Here is a 26,690-nt window from a genome sequence, read left to right on the forward strand (position 1 = left end):
GGCGGCGCTGACCTCGACAGATTGCATGGACAGCTTCCCCTGGAGAAACGGAAACACACGATGCAGCCTGACGAAACCTTGCTTCGCCTCGAGGCAATCCAGAAGCGGTTCGGCGGGCTTGTCGTGCTCAACAACATCGACATCGCCGTCGGACCCAATGAGCTGATCGGCCTGATCGGTCCCAACGGCGCCGGCAAGTCGACACTGTTCAACGTAATTACCGCGCTCTACACCCCAACCCAGGGCCGTATCCGCTTCCGTGGCGAGGACATCACCGGCACGGCCCCGCATCGAATCTGTCGGCTCGGCATTGCCCGCACTTTCCAGCTGGTGCGCACGTTCCTGACCATGACCGCCTTCGAGAACGTCATGGTTGGCGCCGTCTATGGCTCCGGCGGCCGGGTCAAGCATGCGACGGCAGCCGCCGAGGAGGCCCTTGAACTGGTCGGGCTGACTGGCAAGCGCGATATCCGCACTGCACACATGACGCTGTCGGACCGGCGACTGCTGGAGATCGCGCGAGCCGTTGCCTCCCGCCCGGGGCTGCTGTTGCTGGACGAGCCGATGGCGGGGCTGAATCCGACCGAGATCCAGCGCATGGTCGATGTCATTCGCCGCGTGCGCACAGACAAGGGGGTCTCGATCCTGTGGGTAGAGCACAAGGTCGATGCCATCATGAAGGTGTGCAGCCGGGTAATCGTGCTGGACCATGGCGAGAAGATCGCCGACGGCACGCCGCGCGAGATCGTTGCCAACCGCAAAGTGATAGAGGCCTATCTTGGCGAACCGGCTGCTTGAAGTGAACAACGTGGAAGTCGCCTATGGCGACGTCGGCGCGTTGTGGGGCGTGTCGATCCACGTCGAGCCCGGCAGCATCGTCGCCATTGTCGGCGCCAACGGCGCGGGAAAGACGACGCTGCTGAAGACCATCTCCGGTCTGCTGAAGCCGAAGCGCGGCGAGATCTTCCTCTCTGGCGCGCTGCTGGCCGGCAAGGCGCCGGAGGAGATCGCGACGATGGGCATCGCGCATGTGCCGGAAGGGCGCGGCCTGTTCCGGCAGATGACGGTGCTGGAAAACCTCGAACTCGGCGCCTTCCAACCCAAAGTTCGGAAGCGCTTCAAGCAGTCGCTGGAGAAAGCTTACACGCTGTTTCCGCGGCTAAAGGAGCGGGCAGGGCAGAAGGCCGGTTCGCTCTCCGGCGGCGAGCAGCAGATGCTGGCCATCGCGCGCGCCACCATGTCGGACCCGTCGCTGCTGATTCTCGATGAACCGTCGTTGGGGCTGAGCCCGATCGTGGTGCAGCAGATGTTCGCTCTGATCGAGACCTTGCACAAGCAGGGCGTCACCATCCTCTTGGTCGAGCAGAATATCCATCAGGCACTGAAGGTCGCCGACTACGCCTTTGTGCTGAAAACCGGCGAGCTTGCCATGCAAGGCACCGGTGCCGAGCTCATCGCCGATCCCGAAATCCAGAAGGCCTATATGGGCGTATTGGAGGTGCAATGATGCAGAACATTCCGCCTCCCGAAATCCTGCTGCAACTGTCGCTCAACGGCGCGCTGGGTGGCGCCATGTACGGCGTTGCGGCGGTGGGCCTCAGCCTCATCTTCGGCACCATGCGGCTGATCTTTCTGGCGCAGGGCGCGATGATCATCCTGTCCGCCTATTTCGTACGAGCGCTGTTCTACGGCGTCGGCATCGACCCTTTCGTGTCGCTGCTGATCGTCGTGCCCGTCGGGCTCGTTGTCGGCTGGCTGGTCTACCAAGGCCTGTTTCGCCGCGCGGCGGCAGCGGAGGACCGCAACATCTCGCTCTTGATCGCGGTCGGTCTGATGTTCCTGATCCAGAACCTGATGACGGTTATCTGGGGCGGCAACACCGCGGCAATCGTCACCTCCTACACGGCGAGCGGCATCGAGATTTTGGGCGTGCGCACCTCCTTCACCCGTTCGATGGGCTTCGTGATTGCGCTCGCCGGTACCGGCCTGGTGGTGCTGTTCCTGCGCAAGACATTGGTCGGTAAGGCGGTGCGCGCGGCCTCCGAGGACATTGAGGCGGCGACTCTGATGGGCATCAGCCCGCACCGCGTCAACGCCATCGCCTTCGCGATCGGCATAGCGCTTGCCGGAGCGGCCGGGGTCGCGGTGGCGACGACATTCCCGTTCAATCCGTTCGCCGGCTTCATCTTCAGCCTCAAGGCGCTGGTGGCGCTGGCGCTGGGCGGGATCGGCAATGTCGCGGGCGCACTTGCCGGCGGCATCATCCTCGGTTTGATCGAAGCCTATGTGCAGTATTTCATCTCGGGCGGCTGGACCAACGCCATCGCCTACGGCGTGTTCCTGGCGGTGCTCATGTTCAAGCCGGAAGGCCTGTTCAGCCGGCCCTACAAGAAGGCTTGAGCGTCATGATCAAGAAAGCCTTGCCGAAACAATTCTGGATTGGGATCGCAATTGCTGTGGTCGCAGCCCTCGCGCTGGTGCCGCTCGTGCCCGGCGCGATCGATTCTTATGCCTTTTCGCTCCTGTTCTTCGTTTTCATCTACGCCACCATGGCGCAAGGCTGGAACCTCGTTGCCGGCTTCGGCGGCCAGATCAGCCTCGGTAACCATGCCTTCTTCGGGCTCGGCGCCTACACCACCGCCATCCTGTGGAGCGGCAATTATCTCTGGGGCTCGTTCTATGACGCTTATCCGCGGATCTACTATTTCGACCCGGCGACGATGATGCTGGGCGGACTGGTCGCGGCCGTCGCCGCCATCATCATCGGCCTGCCGTTGCTGTCAAAGCTGCGCGGCGACTATTTCGCGCTCGGCACGCTCGGCTTCGGCGAGATCGTCAAGGTGATGTTCATCAATGGCGGTGATTTCACCGGCGGCGCCTTCGGCGTCGTGGCGCCCGCCGGCACCTTCGATACGCTCTTGCCGCACTATCTGGTCGGGCTCGGCCTGATGGTGGGCACGGCGCTTGCCATCCGCTTGCTGATGCGCTCGCGCTACGGCCTGGCGCTAGTCGCCGTTCGCGACGACGAGATGGCGGCATCGGCCAACGGCATTGACACGCTAAGGGTCAAGGTCGCCGCCTTTGCTGGCAGCGCCTTTATCGCCGGCGTCGCCGGCAGCCTGTACACCTACTACATCTTCCATGTCGGCCCGGACTCCGTCTTTGACCTTGACTGGATGCTTTTGCCGCTGATGATGACGGTGGTCGGCGGCACCGGCACGGTGCTCGGCCCGATCCTCGGTGCCTTCGTCATGTACGCGGTGTTCGACCTGGCGCGCATAGTGGTGCCGGATTACCACCCGGTGATTTCGGGTCTGACCATCATCTTGGCGATGCTGTTCTTGCCGAAGGGGCTGATGCGAAGTTTTGCGGGCCGGGCGCGGACGGCTTGAGGCCTGAGTATAGCCCTATTGAGACGTAAGCGCTGCAGGTCGGGAGTGAGAGTCCTCGAGAAGGTGAGATAGAATGTGCCCGTATGTGGGTGCAAAACAATTTGCTGTGTCCGATAAAGGTACGGCTAGCAGCACCTTCCTAATGCACCACCACCATTCGCACTCGCTCCCGCAAGTCTCTCGGCGTAACATCATACTTGCTTCTGAACGCCCGCGAAAAATGTGCGCTAGAATTGAACCCGCAGGCAAACGCGACTTCCGAGATGGAGGCTGAGGCGCGGGCGGGCGACAGCAGCTCCTCCTTGCTGCGCTCCAGCCGCCTATCCCACACGAATCGCTCCAGTGTGGTGCCTTCGCCTTCGAAGGCGCGGTGCAGATAGCGGCGGGAGCAGCCCATGTGGCGGGCTATGTCCTCGGCCGACAGGTTTGAACGCGCCAAGTTGGCGTCGATATAGGCGACGATGCGTTCACGCAGCGCTTCCAGCGGCGAGCGGCGGAACTCCGGTGCCGTCGGCCTTGCCTGGATGAGTCCGTTGACGAGTTGTATAAGGCTTTCTCCGACACGGCGGCAATTGGCCTCGTCGAGCTTGTGCGCGGTGCCGATCGCCATCTGCATCAGACCGGAAACGATATGGGTGAGGCTATCGTCGTTGCCAGGCAACGGCACCGGCGCCGAGAGACGCGTCAACGTCCCGTCGCCGAAAGTCGAGCGCGGCACCTGCAGGATGAGTTGGTCGACATCCGACAGGTTTTGCAGCGAATAGCTGCGCATTGGATCATAGATGATCGCAGCGCGTGGGCCGAGATCGACCGCGACCTCCTTCTGCTCGAATCGGCTGCGGCCGCTGAGCTGCATCAGGATCTTGATCGCATCGGGATCGAAGCTACGCCAGAAGGTGCGGTCGCTGACGACGAGATGCGACTTGGCCTTGATCTCGGAGAGCCGGCAGGAGCCGAGATGCACGGACACGAGCTTCGGCAGCGACGGCGCTTCGCCGCGCGAGAAACGCTGGGTGATCGGGCCGAACAGCATCCGCGACGCGGATAGGAAAGCCTCGCCATCGGCGACGCTCACGTGGTGGGCGGTCATAGTCTCCTCCACATTCTCACTGTTCCCGTCTTGTCGCGGGATTGTGACGCTGCGGCAGCGCCGCGCCATCCTTAACATGATAAGCATCTTTGCCGCAACGGCGGAGGTGCTCCACGCCGCGCCGCCCGGCCAGCCGGGAGCCGGATGGGCGCTGGTCAGCATCAGCCATGTCGGACTCTGTGGGACCGACTACCATATTTTTGAAGGCAAGCTCCCTACCTGGCCTATCCGCGCATCATGGGGCATGAACTCTCGGGCACCGTGACCGCGGTCGGTGAGGGCGTCGCCATCGAGTTCGGTGAGCGGGTCGAAGCCGGCTCGCGGCCGCCGAAGGTAGGGCTGCGATGCCCGAGCCGGTGAAATAGATGTTCGCGGCAGTTGCGATCGCCGACCGGTTGGCTGCTTGCGCCCGGGGGGCAGCCGAAGGCCGGGATCTAAAAGGCCGCAATATTGCCTCTCGAGCGGCTCCTGCTTCGAAGGCAGTCGCCGCAATGTCGATGCAGTCGGCTCATGATGTGCCGAGTTTGATCTCGCATGGTGATGTAACTTATGCGATCAGCCCGTACTGCCGTGCCTTGTTGCGCAAGAACGGCAGACCGTTGCCCATCACAACCGCTTCACTCTCGGCCACCGGACGCCACACGCTGAGGCCAAACGCCAGACGCGGATCCATGTTGATGAAGCTCTCCATCGCGAGCCCGCCCTTGAAGCCGATCGCGGCCAGCGTCGCGAACGTCTCATCCCAATTGCAATTGCCCTCGCCCGGGGTGCCGCGATCAGACTCGGAGAGGTGGATATATTTGAGGTAATCGCGGGCGACGATAATACCGTTGCCCATACCTTTCTCCTCTATGTTCATGTGATAGGTATCAAGGTGCACGAACATATTGTCGGCGCCGACTCTCTCGATTAGTGCCACCGCCTGAGCCGCGGTGTTGATGATGTGGTTCTCGTAACGGTTCACGGCTTCGACACCGAGTTCGACGCCGCGAGACTTGGCTTGCGCGGCGGCGGACGTCATCACTTTCGCAATGTTATCAAGTTCGTCCTGGGTAGGTGGCACGCCAGTACGCTCGCCGATGCCGCCATAGATTACGCCGCACAGCGCCTGGGCTCCGATGTCGGCCGTCTTGTCGATAGCCACCTTGAGAAAGTCAATCGCCTCCTGTGGGTGGCGCGATGCCCAAGCATGTTCGGGCAACCCTAGCGAGCACACCGCCTGCATGCCATTTGCCGCCAGCAGCTTGCGGGTGTGATCGGCATCGCAAGAAAATGGATCGGCCAGCGAAATTTCAATGAAATCGAGATCGTATTTTTTCACCGCCGCTACAGTGTGCTCGGCGCCCTCTACGGACCAACCACTCGTCCACATGCTCGTATGAACGCCAAAACCCTTCATCGTGTTATCCTCATGAAATTGAGCTGCCCGGCAGCCCATCGCAAGATCATGACGCCGATCAGCATGATGCCCCAAATGGCTGTGGCCAGGTGCTGGCTGGCGCCCAAGAGATTCAGTCCCGAAGAAAGCAACTGCAAAACGATGAGGGCTAGGAAGACCGAAACGACCTTGCCGAAGCCGCCAAACGGATTCACCCCGCCCAAGAAGCAGGCAAGCACCGTAATCAGCACATAGGACTCGCCATGGCCGACACGGACGGAATTGAATCGTGCCATCATGATAATGCCGGCCAACGCACACATGGCGCCAGACAGCGCGTAGATCAGAATGATCACGCGTCGCGTCGAGATGCCGGAATAGCGCGTCGCCTCGATGTTGGAGCCGACCATATAGTTTGAAAAACCAAGCCTGGTTCGGGTCATCAAGACATGCCAGACGATGACTGCGCCGAGCAGTATCAGCAGCGGGACAGGAATGCCGACGATGCTGCCGTGGCCCAGGGGCTGGATGAATTCGGGAAAGCCCGAAATGTCGGCGCCGCGGGTCAGAAACTCGCCAAGGCCGCGCAGGAAAATCATCACCGAGAGCGAAACGAGGATAGGGTGCGCGCCGGTATAGGCTATCACCGGGCCCATGACCAAGCCGCTTGCCGTGCCAACGCCGACCGCAAGAACGGAACCGAGTAGAAAGGCATAGATGCTTGCGTCCGGTCCTCCGTTGGCCTGAAGAACCCAGGCGAGCGTGAGGCCACAGAGATTGGCCGTGAACGTCACGGCGAGATTGATGCCGCCCGAGATGATCGGCATCAACATCGCAAGCGTAAGCAGTCCAAGTTCAGGCAACTGGAAGGCCACCGATTCAAAAGTAGCTTTGGACAGGAACCGCGGCGAGAGGGACCCGAAGAATGCAATCACCAAAATCAATGCCAGCAAAAGCCCGATATTCTCGGCGCCCAACGTGCCGGCAAGACGGCGCAAGAATCCGTGCCGTAGCGCTCCAGTTTCGAGCACGCGCTGCGTCATGTACCCAGCCTCTGCCGCAAGCCCGCGAGGATATGCCCGAGCGGCGCGTTGGACAGCGTGATGGCAATCAAGATGATCGCCCCGACGATCATCTTGAAAGCATAGGGAGAGATGCCGAGGAGGTTCAGCCCGTTTTGCGTCACCGACACAAGAAACACGCCAAGGATGCAACCGAGCACGGTGCCGCGCCCGCCACCCAGTCTGGCACCGCCAAGCACTACAGCCGCCAGCACGTCCAGCTCGCGCCCCACCAATGCGTTGGGCACGACTTCCTGGGAATAGTGCACCTGCACAAGTCCCGCGATCCCGGCCATCAAACCAAGCCAGCCGAAGGCAATGAAGTGCATCGCCGCGATGTTGATACCGAGGCGACGGGCGCCCTCCGGGTTATCGCCAAAAGCGTATAGCTGCCGTCCCGTGGTGGTGAACCGGATAAGCCCCCACGTGGCGGCGACGCAGACCGCCATGATCGCAACCGGCAGGGTTAGCTCGGCCCAATTGCCATTCGCCTGTTGGAACTCGAAAATCACAGTGCGATGCGTCCACCATGCAGGCAGATTGTAGATCGATACACCGTGCGTGAAGAACATCAGCAGGCCGAAAAAAATATTGAAGGTGGCGATGGTGACAACGATTGAAATGATCTGGAAATAGTAGATGAGGCCGGCGTTCACCGCACCCAGGGCGATCCCGACAATTGCCGCCAAGGTGAGGCCGATGAACCAATCACCACCTCCCATTTGGGCTAGAGCCAGCGCCACGACGTATTGAACCACTGACGCGGCCACAGCGAAGGAGATGTCGATGCCCCCAGCGATCAACACCACCAGCAGCCCAACCGCGAAGATCAGATTTGTCGAGCTTGTGTTGAGCAGGTTGAAGAGATTGGCAATGGTGAAGAATTTGTCGCTCGCAACGGAGAGACCTGCGCTCATGATGAGAAGAACCACAACGAGCCATGTCTCGGTGGGATGAGCCCGGAAGAGCTTGCCGCGGTTACGCATAGACGGCAGCTTCCAGGTCGCCGAGCGAGATGGCGTGCGGGTCGTATTCGGCGACTATCTTGCCCGCGGCCATATGGAGGATGCGATCGGCGTTGAAATAGACCTCCGGCACTTCATCGGATATCAGCAGAATCGCCAGGCCTTCGGCAGCGAGCTTGGCGACAATCTCGAAGATGCCGGCCCGCGCGCCAACGTCCACCCCCACGGTTGGCGAATCAAGAATGATCAGTTTCAGGCCGACCGCCAGCCATTTGGCGATGGCCACCCTTTGCTGGTTGCCGCCCGAGAGTGTGGAAATCGCATCCGTATGCCGCCCGATTTTTATCGCCAATTCCTCGATCCAATGATTGACGAGCGCATCCTTCTTCTCCGAGGAGATCAGCCCTCGATCTTCTCCGAGGAGATCAGCCCTCGATCAAGGATCTTGTCGAGCACCGGGATAACGGCGTTGTCGGCGATGGACTGAGCTTGTATGAGACCAAGGGACAAGCGGTCTTCGGAGAGATATCCAATACCCGCGCGGATTGCGTCGCGGTTGGAGTTCAGATGAAGAACCGTCCCGTTGAGTGCGATGCTGCCGCGGTCTGGGCGCAGCATGCCGAAAATAGAAAGCGCGAGTTCTGTGCGACCGGCGCCGAGTAGCCCGGTCAAGCCAAGCGTTTCACCTCGCCGTATTGTCAGCGAAACGTCGTCATAGTCGCCTGCGCGGGTCAATCGATCGATCTTCAACACGACGGGTGATCCACTAAGGTTTCTCGTGCTCACGGTTTGGTCGAACGTCTTGCCGGTCATCAGTTCGGTGAGGCGTGATTGGGTCATTCCGGCGGTCGGGAACACCCCAACGACCTTACCGTCGCGCAGAACGGTGACGCGACTTGAGATCTCCAGAACTTCCGCAAGGCGATGGCTGACGAAGACGATGGCCATGCCTTCATTCGAGAGTGTTCGAACGATCGCGAGCAACCGGTCTGTTTCCGATTGAGTAAGCGACGATGTGGGCTCGTCCATGAAAATAACCTTCGCATCGCCGGCGAGCGCCCGGGCGATGGCGACGATCTGACGTTGGGCGATTGCAAAGCTACGCAGAGGCGCGTCGACATCGAGGTCGGCGCCAAGCCGCACCAACAGCCCTCGCGCCACCTCGCGAATGCGCGAATGATCGACGAGCCGAGGCATGTTGCCGAGGACAGTTCTGATCCCGATATTTTCCGCGACTGTCATTTCAGGAAACAGTGCGAGGTCCTGCCAGATGACTTCCACCCCGGCGCTGCGCGCCGCAGCCGGCGACATGATGTCGACAGACTTTCCTGCGATCGACATGTTTGCGCCGGCTAGCGGCTGACAAACGCCGGTGATTACCTTGATCAGGGTGCTCTTGCCGCTGCCGTTCTCACCGGCGATGCATTGCACTTCACCCGGGAGAACCTCGAAGGCGACATCCTGGAGGGCTCTAACGCCACCAAATGTGACGCTTATGTTGCTAAACGACAGAACCGATGGGAGGTCCTGCGTCGTAGACGCGACGAGGTTCACGGCGGGCCCTTCTGAAATGACAAGGATGGGGCGTGCCGGGATTGATTTGCCACCCCGGCACGCCAGCCATGGTCCGCCATCTAAAGCCCTAGGGCTGCAAGACCATCGACCGTTTCGACCGTGATAGGCTGCACAGCGTCCACGATGATGGTGCCGGTTTTGAAGTCAGGGTGAACGACACCCAGACCTTCGATCGTCATGCCGTCGGTGATTTCACCGCCGCCCGCCAGAAAATCAGCCATCGTTACGAATACTTTGCCCGCTTCCAGAGGATTCCACATATAGCCGCCGTCAATAATGCCGGATTTGAGCATTGCGCTGCCTTGGCTAGGCGAGAATGAACCGACAAGAACCACCTTGTCACCAAGCTTCTGCTCCTCGATCGCGCGTCCGGCGCCGATCGGTCCCTGACTGCCGAACGTCAGGAAGCCGCCGAGGTCAGGATTGGCGGCAAGCACATCCAGAGCCGTCTTTCGGCTGTCATCGGCGCTCTCGGCGACGCCATATCTGTCGCCAACCATCTGCATGTCGGGAAAGTTCTTCTTCAGGTAGGCGATTGCAGCATCGGCCCAGGCATTGTGTGCGGGCACAGTAAGAGAACCTACGTACACCACGTACTTGCCTTTGCCGCCCATTTTCTCGGCAAATAGCTTAGCATGGGCCTCACCGAAACCAACGGCCGAGACCATTTCGAAGTCCCAATCAGCGTTCACCTGGTCTGGCGATTCATGGGTTATGACCTTGATGCCCGTTTCGCGCGCCTTTTTTAGAACTGGCTCGAGAACGTTTGCATCATTCGGCACGACCCCAATTACGCTGACGCCCTGAGCTATCAGGTCTTCGATCGCGCGGACCTGAAGTGCCGGGTCGGCGCTGGTCGGCCCGACCATGAAGCCGTCGTCGCCAAGCTCTTTCGACTTTTCCTTTATTCCCGTTTCCATCGCATTGAACCAGGGAATGCCGCCGATCTTCACGACAACTCCAACCTTGACGTCCTTTGCCAGCGCAGCATTCATTGTGGCGACCGAAAGGGCTGCGCCGAACGCTGCCGCGAGTATAGTTTTTGCTAACATTTAATTCCTCCCTGATTGACGAGTTTTTCAGTTGCCTATTGCCCATGTCGGCTTTGTTTGGCTCACCCCTTTGTGCCCGACGGCATTGACGCACTCGGCGCCGCATTCCTCCCAGAACGCGCCATAAAAGACTTTGAATGCCGGCCGGTCCAGGTGCTAAATAGATTTAGCAAGGCGGTCACGCCACCAGCGTCTAAAAACATTTCTCGATTGATGTAAACGATCCGCCCTTCGCACTCAGGCTGCACCCGTAGAACGACATGCGATCGCCCGCGAGCCTTGGGTGGAGGCGGTGCTACCCAGATCCGAGGTGCTGATGAACGGAGTTGAACTTCTGCAACGATGTCTCGTGACAAAGAATTGCTAGTGGTCGATGCTCGATTTGGATGCCGAATCCCAATCTTCTTGGGCGCCGTCATGCTCTCCGGTTCGCCCAAAGCTGGTCGGTACGGTCACCAGCGGAAAGTGGTCTATCGAATAATTCTCGAGAAGCGAAAATCCTTCAGCAATCATCACCTCGACATTCTGTCGGACCATGGTCACATCGAAGGGCAAATGCGCCGCGAATGGATCCCAGTCGAAGCTTCCGACAACAACCCGTCCAAGCTCACTTGAGGCTAGTGTCGAAGTGAACCGCAATGTTCCTTCAAGAGCGGTCACGCCGTTGACGAACATACCTGAGGGCAGATGCCCAAGCTGAGCGTATCGTGCAGCGAGAGACCGAGCAGCGTTGGTCGGTGCGTATCCGCAGCAGTCAATCGTGCCCGGGCCCGTAACAATCCCATGCGCTGCCAGCGCATCGTGAAAACCCAGCAAACGGCTACGTGTTGCGTCATCATCGCTGACCCCGCCAAAGAAGAAGAGATCTTCGGTGGAGCCCCCTCGTTCTTTCAATTTCTTAACAATGATCTCTGTGAGCGCCTTGGCGCCCCCGTAGTTGTCAGAAACAACTGAGGGAGCCCGGCGGCCTGGCAGATCGATGTTGATGCACCGGACGCCCGCTGCCCGGCACAGATCATTCAGCGGATCGGGGTCACGAACGCCCGCAAGGAAGAGAAATTCCACCTGCTGAGCCAGCAGGGTTTCCGTCACACTCAACTCGTTATCAGGATTGCGATGGGTGCTGACGACGATCGGGCACAAGCGGTGGACGCGGGATTCCGCTTCAAAGGCTTCGGCCAATCCGGCGAAGAAGCGATTGCGGTAATGTGGCAAGATCATTCCAGCGAGTCCGGATCGGGAAAGCCGCAATCCTCGTGCCTTGAGGTTGACAGCATAGCCAAGCCGCTCAGCCCAATCGAGGATGGTCGCTGCGGTTTCCGCCTTGATCCGGTGCTGTTGCCACGAGCCATTGAGGACGAGACTGACGGCGGTCGGGGACGACTTTGCCGCCACCGCGATATCATAAATCGTTGACTTGCGTCGGACAGACTTTCTCGCCATTGGTGACGCTCCCGCTGGGAGATGCAGTAGACGCTAGTGCGGGGTCAAGGCAACATCTCTAAATTGCGTCAAACGGTTTGGAGGAGCGACCCCACGGAAGGACGCGGCGTCTCGTGCCTCCGGTCCGGTCTCCCTGATTGTCTCGATCGTTGCAATGACAGCGCCAGGGAAATCGGCAGATTTGGGATTTTCCCTGAAGCTTCGTTCAGCGTCACTGGAGACACCAACCCCAGTGTTTCGGCTTTGGTCTCCCCGATGATCAATCACCTTGCAAAGGTCGACGAGAAGTTTCGATCAGTTTGGAGCCCACCGTTGGCGATGGTCGGGCGCACGCGTCACGATCGAGTCCTCCGTTTCAATAGCGGGAAGATGAAAGCTTTGGGTTTCTGAGTCTCTATCTGGCCCCAAAAGGGTGCTGCCGGATGCGCCTCGTCTCCGGGCGTTGTTTGCGTACTTGGCCGAGGTGCCCTTGCTTGGCAAGTTCCTTCCGCGACAAGGGTCTGCTCGACAGCATTTTCGTCGCTATTGCCAATGCGGAGCCCCGAAGGATCAAAACCGGTTAGCAGCATGATGCCGACGGTTCAGAGCAAGCGACTCAGATTCCCGATTTGCTCAGAGTCTCCCAGCCTGTGGCTCTCCGTGCAGCGGGCCTTGAGCGTCTGGCTCGGCCTTTTTGAAAGCTCGCCTCCAATCGCTGGACGAGTTTGGCGGCAAGGCTAGTCGTCTCCATCGGTGTTATGATCGATGCCAGGGAGGCCGCCTGGACCATGGCGTGAACTCATTGCCGTATGCTGGCAGTGCAAGGCAATGAACTGACTGCACAACATGTAGGTGCATTCGTGGATCAAATTTCCAGATAGCCAAACAGCGCGCGTATCTCGATTAGGTGGCAAGGAGTTGCGAAAGCTATGTTCGCAGTTTGAGAATCGTCCGATATGCCGCACAACGATGCCGGCAAGACGAGCCGAGAATGATCTGACGCAATGTTCAGATCCAAGAAGGACGGTTACCTGTGGCCCAGAAAGGAATCACACTAAAGGACGTTGCCGCAGCGGCTAAGGTGTCGCGCGCCACGGCCGCCCGGGCGCTCAACAGCTATGGTTACGTTGGCGACGAGACGGCGCTCCGCGTGGTTGAGGCAGCCGAAAGGCTGGGCTATCGGGCCAACCTCGTCGCGCAGGCGCTGCGCAGCGGACAATTGCCGATCATAGGCTTCGTGCCCGGCGATATCCAGAATCCGTTCTTCGCCCGAATCGCGCACGACATAGAGGTGGAACTGCGCAAGCACCGCCACAATCTTCTGATTGCCAGCAGCGAGGAGAATGTAGAACAGGAGAAAGAACTGCTTGAGAGCCTTCGCTCGCTCAGCATTCGCGGCTTCATCCTTGCCCCAACGTCTGCAACCGACAGCCAGCATATTGTGCAACTGGCCCGCGAAGGCGCACCGATCGTGCTCATCGACCGCGTGGTAAAGGACCTGCAATGCGACAGCGTCGTCGTCGACAACGAGGGCGGGGCACGCGAGGCAGTGGACTATCTAGTTGGCAACGGTCACCACCGGATCGGTCTTTTGCGCGACGAGTCACGCATCTTTACGGCACAGGAACGCTTGGCTGGCTACCAAAACTCGCTCCACTCGCATGGGATCGCAATCGATGAAGCGCTCATCGGCGTATCGCGCTCGACCGTCGAGCACGCCATCGAAGCCACGATCCGCCTGTTCAGCCGGCGCAATCGCCCGACCGCACTGTTCACGGTGGACAGCCTCATGACGCAAGGCGCGCTTCTTGGCCTGCGTTCAATGGGGCTCTCGATTCCGCATGATGTGTCGGTGGTTGGCTTCGATGACTTCAACCTCGCCACGTTCACCGATCCGCAGATAACGGTCGTGGCGCAACCCATCTCCGAGATCGGACCGCTCGCCGCCAGATATCTGCTGGAGCGGCTTGCCGGCAAAAAGGTTGCACCGCGCCGTACCCGATTTCAGACCCGCTTGATCGTACGCGGATCGGTTGCCCGGCGCGCTGTGCGCTAAAGAGCAAACCCCTCGATTTCGGAGAATTTCGTCTAAAGGACTTGCCATTGGCGAAATTGCGTGCCCATTATTGCTTGTGAGATCGATCTCACATCGGAAAAACGAGCTAGACGGCCCACCGACGCCTAAGGCGGGCTAGAGGCCTGTCACATGCGAAATACAAGGAAAACGTCATGCTGAACTTCGATAGGGACCGCTTCGTGAAGATCCAAAGCGGGGCCGTCGCCGTCGCAGGTGAGGTTCGCTCACTCATGCGCACACTGCTGGCAGATGGCGTCGAGCGGCTGTTTTTCATGGGCACCGGCGGCGTGCAGCTTCTAACCTTGCCCGCGATCGAGTTGGCGCAGCGCTGTTCTACCTTCCCGGTGAGCGGTGCCTATCCGGCGCAGGTCGTGATCGATCCGCCCGCCGGTCTCGACAGCAAGGCCGTGGTGGTCATCCCGTCCTTGTCGGGCACGACCAAGGAAGGCGTCGAGCTCATGGCCTTTCTGAAAAAACGTGGTGTGCGCACGATTTCGCTCACCGGCCATTCGGATACGCCAATCGCACGGGAGGCTGACCACAATTTCACGAACTTCGCCGAAGACGACACCTCGTCGGAATCCTTCTACCTGCAGACGCTGCTGATCGTCCTGGCCCTGCTGGAAGAGCGCGGCGAATATGATGATTTTGATGGCACTGTCGCCGAACTCAAACTGCTGCCGGATCTGCTTGCCGACGCCAAGGCTGCCTTTGAGGACAGGGCGGCCGAACTGGCCCAGACAATCAAGGACGATACCTATCACATCTTCACCGGCGCCGGCTCGGTGTGGCCGGAGGCACACTATTACGGCATGTGCATCCTCGAAGAGATGCAGTGGATTCGCACCCGCCCGGTGCACGCCGCCGACTTCTTCCACGGTACGCTCGAGTTGGTCGAGCCGGGCGTCAGCGTTTTCGTGTTCAAGGGCGAAGATGCCCTTCGGCCCCTGGCCGACCGGGTCGAGAACTTCGCCAGGCGCTACACGGACCGCGTTCGCACGCTGGACGCGGCCTCGGTCAAGTTGCCGGGCATCTCCGCAAAGGTCCGCGGCATGATCTCGCCGGTTCTGCTCGCCACCTTGCTCGAGCGGCTGAGCGCCCATCTCGAGGTGCTGCGCAACCACCCGCTGACCACCCGTCGCTACTACAAACGCGTGGAATATTGATCCCCTCTTACCTCTGAAGGAGCTATCCATGAAACGTTCGCTGCAAGTCGTGGCGGTCACGGTGGCCGCGGTATCATCATTGGGGTTGTCGATAAGCGGCAGTTCCGCCGCTTCGCCGGCTGTCACGGCCGACCCAAACGCCAAGGTGGAATACACCGGCACGCTTTCGGTCCTGACCAAGTTCGGGCTGCAACAGCTGTCGCCCTATTTCGTCAACCTGGCACAGGCCTATGAGAAGCTCCATCCGGATGTGAAGGTCGAACTTATCCAGGAGAGCGACGACAGCGTGAAGGGCAAGACCAAGACGCTGGTCGCTTCCAACTCGCTGCCCGATATCTATTTCTCCTGGACAGGCAGCTGGGGTGGCAATTTCGTGCGCGGCAATCGCGCCGTTGATCTCACGCCCGTCATTGCTGCCGATACCGAGTGGGGCAAGTCGCTGTCTCCAGCCGCCGTCAAGGCGTTCCAGTACAACGGCAAGTTCTATGGCATTCCGCTTTACCAGGATGCCAAGTTCATGGGCTACAACAAGCAGATCTTCGCCAAGCTCAGCCTCAAGGCACCCGCCACTTTCGAGGACTTGCTGACCAGCTGCGACGCCATCCGCAAATCCGGCGTGACACCGATCTCCTTCGGCAACAAGGAGGCTTGGCCGGCGATCCACTTTGCAGGCCAGCTGCTCGCCTACAACGTGCCGCAGGCAACGCTGGAACGCGACTTCGATCCGGCCACCGCCCAATACAGCGATCCAGGCTATGTCGCAGCACTCAAGCAGTTCAGCCAGCTTGTCGAGCGCTGCACCGATGGCGCCGGCGTCAACGGCACATCCTATGCCTCGGCTCTCCAGGCCTTCACCAACGCCCAGTCGGCCATGTACTACCAGGAAATCATCGAGTTCGATCAGGCCGCCACGCCGGAGTCGGCGTTAAAGCCCGCCGATTTCGGATTCTTCCGGCTGCCGGTGCCCGCCGGCGCCAAGGGTGACGCCAAGTCGATCGAGGGCGCGCCGGAGGGCTACATGATCAATGCGGCATCGAAGAACATCCCGCTGGCGATCGATTTCATGAAGTTCGTGACCTCGAAGGAAAATGCGCAGGTCTTGTCTGCGCCACCCTATGGCCAGCCGAGCGCCACCATCGGCGGCGCCTCGGAATCGAACATGAGCGCGGCTGTGGTCGATGGCCTCAAGGATATCAACGCCGCCTCATACCTCATGCCCTGGCTGGATACGGCCAACCCACCGCGCGTCGCCGCCGTCTGGCTGTCCAGCCTGCAGGCGCTGGCGGGCGGCTCGATGACGCCCGAGCAAGTGATGGACGAGGTGCGCAAAGCCGCATCCGCGGCCAAATAAAGCAGGCGAGCATGGCAAGGGCCTCGGACACAGTGGACAGCGGCGCCGACATCGGCGTCGCCAGGCCGCAACGGCCAAAGAGCCGGCGGGCCTGCTTCGCCAACCTGTTGTCGTTGCGATGGGCGGCGATCGCGCTCATCCTCATCGGCTGGTTCGTCTATTATCCGATCGTCGACAATTTCATCGTCAGCACCACCGACCAGGACATCTACACCGGCGAGGTCACCAATGTCGGCCTCGCCAACTACGACCGGCTGCTGCATGACCCGGTCGTGCTGCTGGCGCTGTGGAACAACTGCCTCTACGCTCTCATCTCCGTCATCTTCCAGGTCTTCGGCGCGTTCCTGCTGGCGGCCATTATCGAGGACCTGAAAAGCGAAAGCTGGCGCCGGCTGTGGCGCGCCGTCTATTTCGTGCCGTCGGCAATCTCGATCACGGTGACCGGCCTGCTGTTTTATTTCATCTACCAGCCGCAGATCGGCTTGCTGGATGCCGCGCTCAGCCGTGTTGGACTGAGCCAGCTCGTCATGCCTTGGCTCGGCAATGAGCACACCGCCATCTATGCCATCATCGCCATGAGCCAATGGCAGGGTTTTGGCTATTCGACGCTGCTGTTCGCCATCGCCATCCAGAAGATCCCGCGCGACCTCTACGATGCCGCAACGATCGACGGCGCGGGTCCTCTTCGCCGCCTGTGGAGCATCACCTTTCCGCTGACCCGGGAAATGACGGGGTTGATGATCATCGTCACCATCACGGGCGCGTTCCAGGTGTTCAACGAGGTCATGGTGATGACCGCAGGCGGGCCCAACAACAGCAGCCAGGTGCTGGGCACGTGGCTCTACCAGAAGGCCTTCATCGAGGACAATTTCGGCTATGGCGCGGCGATCGCCGCCGTCATCTTCATGTTGACCATGCTCACAGGTGCGGCACAGCTCTGGTACACCAAGCGCCGCCGGGTGCAGCTATGAGTGCGATGGTCGCAGCCGGTCGCAGCCGGCACGTCAATGTGTGGTCGGTCATCGCCAGGACGTTGCTCTATTCATTCCTGGTCTGCCTTGGTGTCGTCGTCATCTATCCGCTGATCTGGATGGCGCTGAGCGGCTTCAAGGACAATGCGCAGATCTTCGGCGATCCCTTCGCCCTGCCCACCCATTGGTCGTGGAACAATTACGTGCAAGCGTGGAACCAGGGCGTGCGTGGCTACGTGACAGTCTCGGTGCTGGTGACCGTCGCTTCGGCCATATGCACCGTGCTGATCAGCGCCTGGACGGCTTTCGGCCTGACCCGCACCAAGATGCCGGCAAAGCCGCTGGTTATCGCCATCGTTCTGGGCGGCTTGATGCTGAGCCCCACGGTGGCGATCATTCCACTGGTGAAGATGTTGCAGGCGCTCGGTCTCTACAACACCTACTGGGCGCTGATCATTCTCTACACGGCGTTCCGTGTGCCGTTCACCACCTTCCTCATCCGCGCCTACATGCTGGATCTGCCTGAAGACATCGACGAGGCGGCGACGATGGATGGCGCCAGCGAGGGTCAGATCTTCTGGCGCATCACCTTGCCGCTGTGCCGGCCGATCATCATTTCCTGCGTCATCCTGCACGTCCTGTTCGCCTGGAACGAATATCTCTTCGCCATGATCTTCACGAGCGGCTCGGATGTGCAGACGCTGCCGGTCGGACTGACGTCGATCATGGCAACCCACGGGACCAACTATGCCGTGGTGTTCGCGGCCATGACGATCTCGGCGCTGCCTATCGTGATCGTGTTCTTTGGCGCGCAACGCTACTTCATCCGTGGCTTGGCCGAAGGCATCGGCAAATAACAATTCCCGAAAGGAGCCTTCATGCCGCAGCTCGCTGCTCATCAGCTGATCGGAGCCAATTTCAGCTTCCAGCACTTCCCCTTCGATGAGGTCGCCAGGACGATCCGAGGCTTTGGCCTGCGCGAGATCGAGCTGTGGGGGATTGCCCAGCATCTGGACCTGTTCCACGCCACGGACGCACGTGTCGAATCCGTTCGCCGGGTACTCGCCGACAACGAGCTGTCGGCCTGGTGCTTTACGCCTGAGCAGGTGTTGTATCCAATCAACATTGCCTCCGGCGACGCCGCACTGCGCCAGGACAGCATCGAGCGGTTTTGGCGTGCAGCCGACATCTGCGCGGCGCTTGGCGCCCGCTATCTCTTCCTGACGCCCGGCCGGGGCTACGAGAGCGAACCCCGGCAACCGGCATGGGACCGCGCGGTCGGTTCGATCGGCGAGATCGCCCGGCGCGCCGCCGCAAACGGGGTGCGCTGCCTGCTCGAGCCGTTGCAGCGGTTCGAGAGCAACCTCGTCAATAATGCGGCAGGCCTGCGCCAAATGCTGGATGAGGTGGGCGCCGGCAATATCGATATCGTGCTCGACACTGTCGCCATGGCCACGGCCGGCGACACCGTGGCCGGCTATGTCGACCTGTTCGGCTCGCGGCTGGCGCATGTTCATCTGGTCGACGGCACGCCAGGCGGGCATCTGGTGTGGGGGGAGGGCACGCTGCCGCTCGACCACTATGTCAGCGAACTCGCGCGCCTCGGCTATGCCGGTAAGTTCACCTTCGAGCCGTTCGGCAACGGCTCCTACGCGCTCGATCCGGTAAAAGCCTGGACACGCTGCCTTGGCGCCATCGCGCCGTATATCGATCGCGCAACGGTGCCGGCATGAGGTCGAAAAAGCTTATCGCGGTCGGGGACAATTGCCTTGATGCCTATTTGACCAACAACTTGATGACGGTGGGCGGCAATGCCTTGAATGTCGCGGCGCAATGGCGGCGCAACGGCTGGTCCGCGCGCTATTTCGGCGCCGTCGGGAACGATCCCGAAGGCGACGTGGTGCTTGCCGAACTGCAAGGTGCCGGCCTATCTCCGGACGACGTCGAACGGCGTCCCGGCGATACGGCCGTCACCTTGCTGCGCGATGAATCCGGCGACCGGAAGTTCCTGCACGAATCCTTCGGTGTGGGCGAAAACTACATGCCGGCGCCCGCGCATTATGCGGTCATCGCCGCGGCTGACTGGGTGCATCTCGGCACCAACGCCAACAAGCACCTTGTTCAACGATTGGTGACGGACCATGTGCCGTTCAGCATCGATCTATCGACCGCCCATATGGCGCTGCCGCTCGACGGTGTCCCGCTTTTGTTTGCGTCCGGACCGGACGATGTCGATGTTCCCATCGAGCCATCGCTGGGCGCGCTCAGGGCGGCCGGCGCAAGGCAGGTAGTTTTGACCTGTGGTCGACGCGGCTCCTACTTCGACGATGGCACGAATGTCGTGCATGCGCCGGCGACGCTTGTCGATGTCGTGGATACGTGTGGCGCCGGCGACAGTTTCATTGCCACTTTCCTCGCCGGCTTCCATTTCGGCGGCCTCGGCGCCCTGGAGGCATTGCACAGGGCGTCGATCGCGGCGGCGCAGACCTGCACCCATCTTGGCGGGTTTCCCCAGAGACCGCGTCCGATACCCGATTGGCTGCCAGCCAAATATGCCAGCTTCATTGTCGATGCGCAGGGAGCCCAAGCGTGAGTACAATTCGTTTGCGGCAGCCTGCGGTCGCGCTTGCATCTGACCGGTCGTTTTGGCTGCAGGACATTGCCGCCGCCCCTGCGACCGAGCCATTGCGAGGCGACGAGCGCGCCGACGTGGTGATCGTCGGTGGCGGCTATACCGGTCTGTGGACGGCGCTGCGGATCCTTGAACTTGCGCCGCAAACACGGGTGGTGATCCTTGAAGCCGATCTGTGCGGATCGGGGGCCTCGGGGCGCAACGGCGGTCAGGTCCATTCATGGTTCGCCGAAATCGACCAGATCAGTGCGGTCGTCGGTCTCGAGGAAGCGCGCCTGCTGTGCGCCGACACGGTGGCATCGATCGCGGAGCTGAAGACGCTGCAGCAAAACGGCACCATAGACATGGACCTGAGGCTGGACGGATGGTTGTGGACAGCAAGCTCCATTGCGCAGGAAGGCGCCTGGGAGACCGCCGTGGCCTTGACGGCGGTTGTTGGAGAAAACCGTTTCAGCCCGCTGAAAGCCGAGGACATTCAACGCCGCACCGGTTCATCGGCCTCCTATGTCGGCGTCGTCGAGACCACTGCCGGCACGGTCCATCCCGCCAAACTTGCCATCGGATTGCGCAAGCTGGCACTGGCACGCGGCGTCATCATCCATGAGCGCAGCCCGGTCCTCGCCATCGAACCCGGCATGACATGCACGGTGCGCACGGCGCATGGCGCGGTACGGGCTGACAAAATCGTGCTTGCCGCCAACGCCTGGCTTTCCGCGCTGCCGGAACTGCGGCGACATCTTTATGTCGTCGGCAGCGAGGTGATTGCCACTGCCGCCGTTCCCGAACTGCTCGACAGCATCGGTTGGCGCGACGGTGCCTCGATCTGCGATTCCCAGGCCCAGGTGCTCTACTACCAGCGCACCATCGGGGGCAGGGTGGTCTTCGGTCGTGGCAGCGGCAACGTCGCCTTCAGTGGAAATTTCGGCGCCAGCTTCAACCGCAGCCCGGAGCACGGTCGCGACAATATGCGAGAGCTGCATCGGGTCTACCCCTCGCTGCGCGGTGTGGCGATCGAATATGACTGGTCGGGGCCGATCGACTGCGTGCCTGAACACGTTCCTGTCTTCGACCACCTGCGCGATCATCCCAATATCTTCTACGGCATGGGATTTAACGGCACCGGCATCGCGCAGACGCCGATAGCCGGACGCATTCTGGCGAGCCTGGTGCTCGAGCGAAAGGATCGCTGGAGCGAAAGTGGTCTGGTCGGCATCGAGCGGCGCATGTCGCTGCCGCCCGAGCCTTTGCGTTATCTCGGCGCCAGGCTTGTCCGCGCCGCGGTCCGCCGCAAGAACGAGGCCGAGATCCGCAACCGAAAGGCGGGCAGGATCACCAATCTTCTGGCAGCCCTGAAGCCAGGCAGGCCCAAGAAGTAGCCGGGCATCTGGCTCATCGTCACGCTCTTCAAACCATGAGCCGGCACGTGCCGTCCCGATGACGGTGGACGCGGCATTGCGATCAGGGTGCTTGCTGGGTTGATCGACGTACATTCTTAAAGCGGAGTGCGTCGACCTTGTTCTAACGTATTCATGTGGGCCGTACCGCCGTCACACCTATGCTTGGCGCACTTGCGGCTTTCCATTCAAGGGCGGGCCAACGGATCCGCGTGCAATGATGGCGGTCGGCAAAACGAGCTTTTCCGCCGGGCGGGAATCTCCCTTCAATCGCCGGATGAGCAATTCCGCGACGCTCTTGCCAAGCGCGTAGACGGGCTGGTCGATAACGGTGATGGGCGGCGTGGTGACGCTCGTCCAGTCCGCATCATGGAAAGTGATGAGCGAAATGTCGTCGGGAACCCGCAGGCCGCGCTCGCGGGTCACCTTGAAGATCTCCAGCGCAATGACGCTGTCGGAGGCGAGGATCGCCGTCGGCCGATCCGGCGCCGACAGCATCTCGCCGGCAACCCTGCGCGTTTCGGTGGGGCTTGTCGCGCCAAGGCGAACAAAGCGTTCTGGCCGATCAAGTCCGGCCTCTCGGCACACGGTGAGGAAACCGTCGATGCGCTCACGGACCGACGAGGTGTAGATCTGCCCGAGATCGCGGTACTCGTGCCCTTCGGCGTCGACCGCGGTCACATAGGCGATGTTGCGGTGGCCGGCATCGGCTAGAAAGCGGGTCGCCAGCATGGCGATGCCGCGATCGTCGGTCGTGACCGTATCGACATCCAGATCTGCCAGCGCCCTATCCAGCAGGGCAAGCGGTCGGCCCGAACGGTGGATATCGCGCAGGTGCGCGATGTCGCGCGATTCCGACGGCGTGACGATCAGCCCGTCGACGCGCTTGCCGATGAGCAGTTTCACGGCCGCCTTTTCCGCCTCGATCTTCTCGCCGGAATTGGCCAGGATGACGTTGAACCCGGCTGCCTTTGCCGCGTCGCTGATGCCGCGTACCGCGAGGCTGAAGAACGGGTTCTCGATGTCGCCGACAACCACGCCGATGATGCCGGAGCGGCCGGTCGTCATGCTGCGGGCGAGCTCGTTCGCACGATAGTCCAAGGCCTTGGCCGCGGCCATGACTTCCGCGCGGATCATGTCGCTGACGACGCCGTATCCGCCGAGCACGCGCGCGGCTGTCGCTTTCGAAACATTGGCCGCGCGGGCGACGTCGCTGACCGTTATCGACGGGGTCTTGGGGGCGGTTCTTTTCATCGGATGACGACTACAAGAGTTGTTGACGGGAGGTCAACGTGGCGATAACGATTAACAAAGAGACCGGTCTCACGCAATATGAGACCGGTCTCTTTGAAAGGAGTGGAGCCGAGAGGCGTGACGGACCGTGATTTCGGCAAGGGCATGTCGGCGCGCCAGATGGCGGCTCGACGGAAATACCAAGAAGAACAGACCTTCAGAGTGGAGAAAGACATGAGCAGGAAAGAAATTCTCAAGTCGTTGATGTGCCCGGTCAGAACCGGCGCAATGGCTCTTATGGCGATGTGCGTCGGCGCTGGGCTGGTTTCAGGAGCGGCCGCCGCGGATGACAATCCCTATGGCCTCATTGATGCGAAGGTCATCAGCGTCGGAACCATGGGCGATGCCAAACCCTACGCTTTCACCCAGGCCGATGGGTCGTTCACCGGCTTCGACATCGAATTGTTCCGCAACGTCGCGAGCCGCCTTGGCTTCGAGCCCGACCAGGTGATCTTCACCGGCCAGGAATTCTCGGCGCTGATGCCTTCGGTTGCAAACGAGCGTTTCGATGTCGCGGTCGCGGCAATCGGCACGACGGAAGCACGCAAGAAGACCGTCGACTTTTCCGACGGGTATATCGCAGGCTATCTGTCCGTGCTTACTGCCGACAAGGCGATCACGTCGGCGGACGGGCTCAAGGGCAAACGTCTCGGCGTCGTGCAAGGCACGCTCCAAGAAATCTACGCGGCGAAGAATTTTGTCGGAACCGATCTCGTCAAATTCCCCGACAACAACTCCGCCGTTTCGGCGCTTAACAACGGAACCGTGGATGCCCACTTCCTCGATTACGAGGCTGCCAAGGACTATGGCGTTCGCTATCCGAACCTGAAGATCGCGGTCAATATTCCTTCCTTTGACGCCCCGGCCGGCTTCGTCCTGCGCAAGGGCAACGACAAGCTCCGCAATGCGCTGAACACCGCCCTTCACGCGGCCATGCAGGACGGCACCTGGAAAACGCTTTATGAAAAGTGGTTCCCCGGCTCGCCGATGCCCGACCAGTATCTTCCCAAGAAGTAGACCGTACCCGGCCGCTGGCTCTCATGCCGGCGGCCGGATTACGCCGCCGTCCTTGATGCGGACGATGTGAATAGCGCAACCGAAAGGGGGGCGAATGAACTGGCTCGAAAACCTGCGGCGCAGTTTCCTCGACTGGCAGGCCATGGCGGACGTGCTGCCCAGCATGATCACCATCGGATTGAAGAACACGTTGATCCTCGCCGCCGCGTCGACGGTGCTGGGTGTCATTCTCGGCATGATCCTGGCGGTCATGGGCATCTCGCAATCGCGCTGGCTGCGCATTCCGGCGCGGGTCTACACGGATATATTCCGTGGGCTGCCGGCGATCGTCACCATCCTGCTGATAGGCCAGGGCTTTGCCCGCATCGGCCGTGAAATCTTCGGCCCTTCGCCCTTTCCGCTCGGCATTCTTGCGCTGAGCCTGATCGCCGGCGCCTATATCGGCGAAATATTCCGCTCGGGCATCCAGAGCGTCGAGCGCGGGCAGATGGAGGCCTGCAGGGCGCTCAGCATGAGCTACGGCCAAGGCATGCGCCTGATCGTGATACCGCAAGGCATCCGCCGCGTCTTGCCGGCCCTCGTCAACCAGTTCATCGGCAACGTCAAGGATTCAAGCCTTGTCTACTTCCTCGGTCTGCTCGCCTCGGAGCGCGAGATTTTCCGTGTCGGTCAGGACCAGGCAGTAGTCACCGGAAACCTCTCGCCATTGCTTCTGGCCGGCGTGTTCTATCTCATCATCACCGTGCCGTTGACCCATGTGGTCAACTATATCGACAACTCGCTGCGGGTCGGAAAGCAAAAGGCCGGCCTCGTCATCAGCGGCCTGGCCGAAGCGAGCGAACTGGAGGGCGCCACCGGCAGTGCACCTTCGGAGGCCGGCTCTGATGCCCGCTCAGCGCTGCCCCGCTTCAAGGGCGGCAGTCTCGCCATCACCGGTCTCGACATGGCCTATGGCGACCTCGATGTTCTCAAAGGCGTCAGCCTGGCAGTCAAGCCTGGCACGGTCACATGCGTGATTGGCCCATCAGGTTCGGGCAAGTCGACCCTGCTGCGCTGCCTCAACCGCCTGGTCGAGCCCAAGGGCGGTGAGGTGTTGCTCGATGGTGCGAGCATCCTGGCGATGAAGCCTGAAAAACTGCGCCGGCGGGTCGGCATGGTTTTCCAGCAGTTCAATCTGTTTCCCGACCACACCGCGCTCGAAAACGTCATGCTGTCGCTGACCAAGGTAAAGGGGCTCCCTGTACAGGAAGCTGAGCGCATCGCCGAGGCACGCCTTGCCGACGTCGGGCTTGCGACCCGCAAACACCATCGTCCAGGGAGCCTTTCCGGTGGCCAGCAGCAGCGTGTGGCAATCGCTCGTGCATTGGCGATGGACCCGGAGGTCATCTTGTTCGATGAGGTAACAAGCGCACTCGATCCCGAACTGGTGAAAGGCGTGCTCAACCTCATGGCGGATCTCGGCCGGCGCGGCATGACAATGGTCGTGGTGACGCATGAAATGGGCTTCGCCCGCAAGGTCGCCGATCAGGTCGTCTTCATGGATGAAGGCCGCATCATCGAGGCCGGCACGCCTGCCGCGATTTTCGACACGCCGAAAAGCCCACGTCTGAAGCACTTCCTTGCCGAAGTGCTTTGATCACGCATGAGCCCTTCAAGACGGCCGCCCAAACCAACCTCCACCAGTGAAAGATATCTCATGGCTGCATCACATCAGGTTTCCAAGGTCGTTGTTGTCGGCGGCGGCATTTTTGGCGTCTCCTCGGCCGTTCATCTTGCAAGGCTCGGCATCGAGACCGTGCTGGTCAATGATGGACCGCTCGCCAAGGGAGCTTCCGGCCGCTCGCTCGCCTGGATCAATTCGGCGCGCAGGCGCTCGGCTGAATATCATCGCCTGCGCATGATCGGTATCGACCGCTACCGCAGTTTGTCGGCGCGATGCCCGCATGCCGCCTGGCTGCGTTTCGACGGTGGCCTGACGTGGGATGCGGACGATGCCTCAAACGAGATCGCCGATGTCTTCGCTCACGAAAAACGTCTCGGCTATGATGCGCAGCATCTGTCCGCGGACGCCATAAGGTTGGTCACGCCGGGTGTCTGCGCAAGCGCTGTCACGCCTCAAGGCGCGATCTTCAACGCGGGTGAGGGCTGGGTCGACCTGCCGTCGCTGATCGAAATATTGATCGCGGAATTCGTGGAGCGGGGCGGCCAGGTGGTCACCGAGGCCGGAAGCGCTACCGTCACCGTCGCCAACGGCCGCGCCACCGGCGTCACCACCACCAGCGGGATCAGCTTCGCCGCCAACGCGGTGCTTCTGGCGACCGGTGCGGATGTGCCGCGAATGGTCGCCGTGGCCGGTCAGCGTATTGCCGATGGGACACCGATCGCGCTGCTGGTCAGGACCAAGCCAGTCGACTTGCCGCTACGCGCCGTGCTCAACACGCCGCGCGTCGCCATCCGGCCGACGCCTGATGGCGCCCTCGCGCTCGATTCTGCCTGGTCGGAAGAAGAGGTGGTAGTCAATCCAGACGGGACTTATCGCGTAAAAGCATCGACCATCCAGGGGCTTCTCGAGGAAGCGTCGAATGTTCTGGACGGTCATCCGAAATTGGAATTGGAGAGCTACGGTGTCGGGCCCAAGCCGATCCCCGGAGACGGCGAGCCGGTCTTCGGCCAGTTGCGGGAGATCGAGGGGTATTACGTCGCCTTCAGCCACAGCGGCGCAACACTTGGCTTGATTGCCGGCGAACTGCTTGCAACCGAGATCGCCACCGGAACAGAGCACCCACTCCTTGCAAGCTTTCGACCGTCTCGATTTTCACTTTAGCCTGCCAATTCGCCTCGGAATGGGATGTAA

The 26,690-nt window shown here is 60.9% G+C and carries 22 protein-coding genes and 2 pseudogenes; 16 read left to right on the forward strand and 8 right to left on the reverse strand.

Annotation, left to right across the window (positions count from 1 at the left end; all coding sequences use genetic code 11):
* Positions 1-60 precede the first annotated feature (60 nt).
* From X771_RS159635 to X771_RS159620, 4 genes are read left to right on the forward strand one after another with little or no spacing between them, the layout of a single operon-like run.
* Positions 61-798, forward strand: a complete 738-nt coding sequence (locus X771_RS159635) for an ABC transporter ATP-binding protein (RefSeq protein WP_023723345.1) — start codon at positions 61-63, stop codon at positions 796-798.
* Entirely contained in the window at positions 791-1,507 is a 717-nt protein-coding gene (locus X771_RS159630) for an ABC transporter ATP-binding protein (protein WP_023686859.1), read from the forward strand. Before X771_RS159635 ends, X771_RS159630 begins: the two co-directional genes overlap by 8 nt.
* On the forward strand, positions 1,504-2,400 hold the full coding sequence (locus tag X771_RS159625) for a branched-chain amino acid ABC transporter permease (protein ID WP_023686860.1): 897 nt from the start codon (positions 1,504-1,506) through the stop codon (positions 2,398-2,400). The genes X771_RS159630 and X771_RS159625 overlap by 4 nt, the downstream gene beginning before the upstream one ends.
* A gap of 5 nt (positions 2,401-2,405) precedes the next feature.
* Positions 2,406-3,392 (forward strand): branched-chain amino acid ABC transporter permease, encoded by a 987-nt coding sequence (locus X771_RS159620; RefSeq protein ID WP_023686861.1) that lies wholly within the window; start codon positions 2,406-2,408, stop codon positions 3,390-3,392.
* Between the two features lie 139 nt (positions 3,393-3,531).
* Here the strand turns inward: X771_RS159620 and X771_RS159615 are convergent, their stop codons facing one another.
* Positions 3,532-4,482 carry a helix-turn-helix domain-containing protein gene (locus tag X771_RS159615; protein ID WP_023686862.1) on the reverse strand — a complete coding sequence of 317 codons (951 nt, stop codon included), beginning with the start codon at positions 4,480-4,482 and terminating at the stop codon, positions 3,532-3,534.
* Positions 4,483-4,558: 76 nt separating this feature from the next.
* Here X771_RS159615 and X771_RS1000000166365 point away from each other — a divergent pair.
* Positions 4,559-4,773: pseudogene (locus tag X771_RS1000000166365) on the forward strand (alcohol dehydrogenase catalytic domain-containing protein); the annotation flags it as partial.
* A 256-nt stretch (positions 4,774-5,029) separates the two neighbouring features.
* Here the strand turns inward: X771_RS1000000166365 and X771_RS159610 are convergent.
* The 6 genes and pseudogenes from X771_RS159610 to X771_RS159590 form a co-directional block, all read right to left on the reverse strand.
* Complete coding sequence (locus tag X771_RS159610; RefSeq protein WP_023686864.1) at positions 5,030-5,881, reverse strand: sugar phosphate isomerase/epimerase family protein; 852 nt, start codon at positions 5,879-5,881, stop codon at positions 5,030-5,032.
* Positions 5,878-6,903 (reverse strand): ABC transporter permease, encoded by a 1,026-nt coding sequence (locus X771_RS159605; RefSeq protein ID WP_023667740.1) that lies wholly within the window; start codon positions 6,901-6,903, stop codon positions 5,878-5,880. Before X771_RS159605 ends, X771_RS159610 begins: the two co-directional genes overlap by 4 nt.
* Positions 6,900-7,907 (reverse strand): ABC transporter permease, encoded by a 1,008-nt coding sequence (locus X771_RS159600; protein ID WP_023686865.1) that lies wholly within the window; start codon positions 7,905-7,907, stop codon positions 6,900-6,902. Before X771_RS159600 ends, X771_RS159605 begins: the two co-directional genes overlap by 4 nt.
* Positions 7,900-9,440: pseudogene (locus X771_RS01000000164710) on the reverse strand (sugar ABC transporter ATP-binding protein). The gene X771_RS159600 and the pseudogene X771_RS01000000164710 overlap by 8 nt, the downstream one beginning before the upstream one ends.
* Positions 9,441-9,520: 80 nt before the next feature.
* Positions 9,521-10,513 carry a substrate-binding domain-containing protein gene (locus tag X771_RS159595; RefSeq protein WP_023686866.1) on the reverse strand — a complete coding sequence of 331 codons (993 nt, stop codon included), beginning with the start codon at positions 10,511-10,513 and terminating at the stop codon, positions 9,521-9,523.
* Between the two features lie 363 nt (positions 10,514-10,876).
* Positions 10,877-11,956 (reverse strand): substrate-binding domain-containing protein, encoded by a 1,080-nt coding sequence (locus X771_RS159590; RefSeq protein ID WP_023686867.1) that lies wholly within the window; start codon positions 11,954-11,956, stop codon positions 10,877-10,879.
* Between the two features lie 1,012 nt (positions 11,957-12,968).
* On the opposite strand from X771_RS159590, the gene X771_RS159585 reads away from it, so the two are divergent.
* From X771_RS159585 to X771_RS159550, 8 genes are all read left to right on the forward strand, one after another.
* Positions 12,969-13,991, forward strand: a complete 1,023-nt coding sequence (locus tag X771_RS159585) for a LacI family DNA-binding transcriptional regulator (RefSeq protein ID WP_023686868.1) — start codon at positions 12,969-12,971, stop codon at positions 13,989-13,991.
* Positions 13,992-14,164: 173 nt separating this feature from the next.
* Positions 14,165-15,178, forward strand: a complete 1,014-nt coding sequence (locus X771_RS159580; RefSeq protein WP_023686869.1) for an SIS domain-containing protein — start codon at positions 14,165-14,167, stop codon at positions 15,176-15,178.
* Between the two features lie 28 nt (positions 15,179-15,206).
* Positions 15,207-16,529 carry an extracellular solute-binding protein gene (locus X771_RS159575; protein ID WP_023686870.1) on the forward strand — a complete coding sequence of 441 codons (1,323 nt, stop codon included), beginning with the start codon at positions 15,207-15,209 and terminating at the stop codon, positions 16,527-16,529.
* An 11-nt stretch (positions 16,530-16,540) separates the two neighbouring features.
* Positions 16,541-17,500 (forward strand): sugar ABC transporter permease, encoded by a 960-nt coding sequence (locus X771_RS159570; protein ID WP_023682778.1) that lies wholly within the window; start codon positions 16,541-16,543, stop codon positions 17,498-17,500.
* Positions 17,497-18,357 carry a carbohydrate ABC transporter permease gene (locus X771_RS159565; protein WP_023686871.1) on the forward strand — a complete coding sequence of 287 codons (861 nt, stop codon included), beginning with the start codon at positions 17,497-17,499 and terminating at the stop codon, positions 18,355-18,357. Before X771_RS159570 ends, X771_RS159565 begins: the two co-directional genes overlap by 4 nt.
* Positions 18,358-18,378: 21 nt before the next feature.
* Positions 18,379-19,233 carry a sugar phosphate isomerase/epimerase family protein gene (locus X771_RS159560; protein ID WP_023686872.1) on the forward strand — a complete coding sequence of 285 codons (855 nt, stop codon included), beginning with the start codon at positions 18,379-18,381 and terminating at the stop codon, positions 19,231-19,233.
* Entirely contained in the window at positions 19,230-20,093 is an 864-nt protein-coding gene (locus X771_RS159555; protein ID WP_023686873.1) for a PfkB family carbohydrate kinase, read from the forward strand. The genes X771_RS159560 and X771_RS159555 overlap by 4 nt, the downstream gene beginning before the upstream one ends.
* Positions 20,090-21,508 (forward strand): FAD-binding oxidoreductase, encoded by a 1,419-nt coding sequence (locus X771_RS159550; RefSeq protein WP_023686874.1) that lies wholly within the window; start codon positions 20,090-20,092, stop codon positions 21,506-21,508. The genes X771_RS159555 and X771_RS159550 overlap by 4 nt, the downstream gene beginning before the upstream one ends.
* A 177-nt stretch (positions 21,509-21,685) precedes the next feature.
* Here X771_RS159550 and X771_RS159545 read toward each other — a convergent pair whose 3' ends face one another.
* Positions 21,686-22,780, reverse strand: coding sequence for a LacI family DNA-binding transcriptional regulator (locus tag X771_RS159545; RefSeq protein WP_023686875.1), 1,095 nt, complete (start codon positions 22,778-22,780; stop codon positions 21,686-21,688).
* Between the two features lie 213 nt (positions 22,781-22,993).
* Here X771_RS159545 and X771_RS159540 point away from each other — a divergent pair, with 213 nt between their 5' ends.
* The 3 genes from X771_RS159540 to X771_RS159530 all read left to right on the forward strand — a co-directional run bounded on the left by X771_RS159540 (position 22,994) and on the right by X771_RS159530 (position 26,660).
* Positions 22,994-23,836, forward strand: a complete 843-nt coding sequence (locus tag X771_RS159540; protein ID WP_023686876.1) for an ABC transporter substrate-binding protein — start codon at positions 22,994-22,996, stop codon at positions 23,834-23,836.
* 94 nt (positions 23,837-23,930) lie between these two features.
* Positions 23,931-25,472: an amino acid ABC transporter permease/ATP-binding protein gene (locus tag X771_RS1000000169695; protein WP_023686877.1), complete on the forward strand. Its 1,542-nt coding sequence runs from the start codon at positions 23,931-23,933 to the stop codon at positions 25,470-25,472.
* 60 nt (positions 25,473-25,532) lie between these two features.
* A complete protein-coding gene (locus tag X771_RS159530; RefSeq protein ID WP_023686878.1) occupies positions 25,533-26,660 on the forward strand; it encodes an FAD-binding oxidoreductase in 1,128 nt (375 codons plus the stop codon).
* Positions 26,661-26,690: the final 30 nt, after the last annotated feature.

Origin of the sequence: Mesorhizobium sp. LSJC269B00 (genome assembly GCF_000502815.1) — a bacterium.
Taxonomy (GTDB): Bacteria; Pseudomonadota; Alphaproteobacteria; order Rhizobiales; family Rhizobiaceae; genus Mesorhizobium.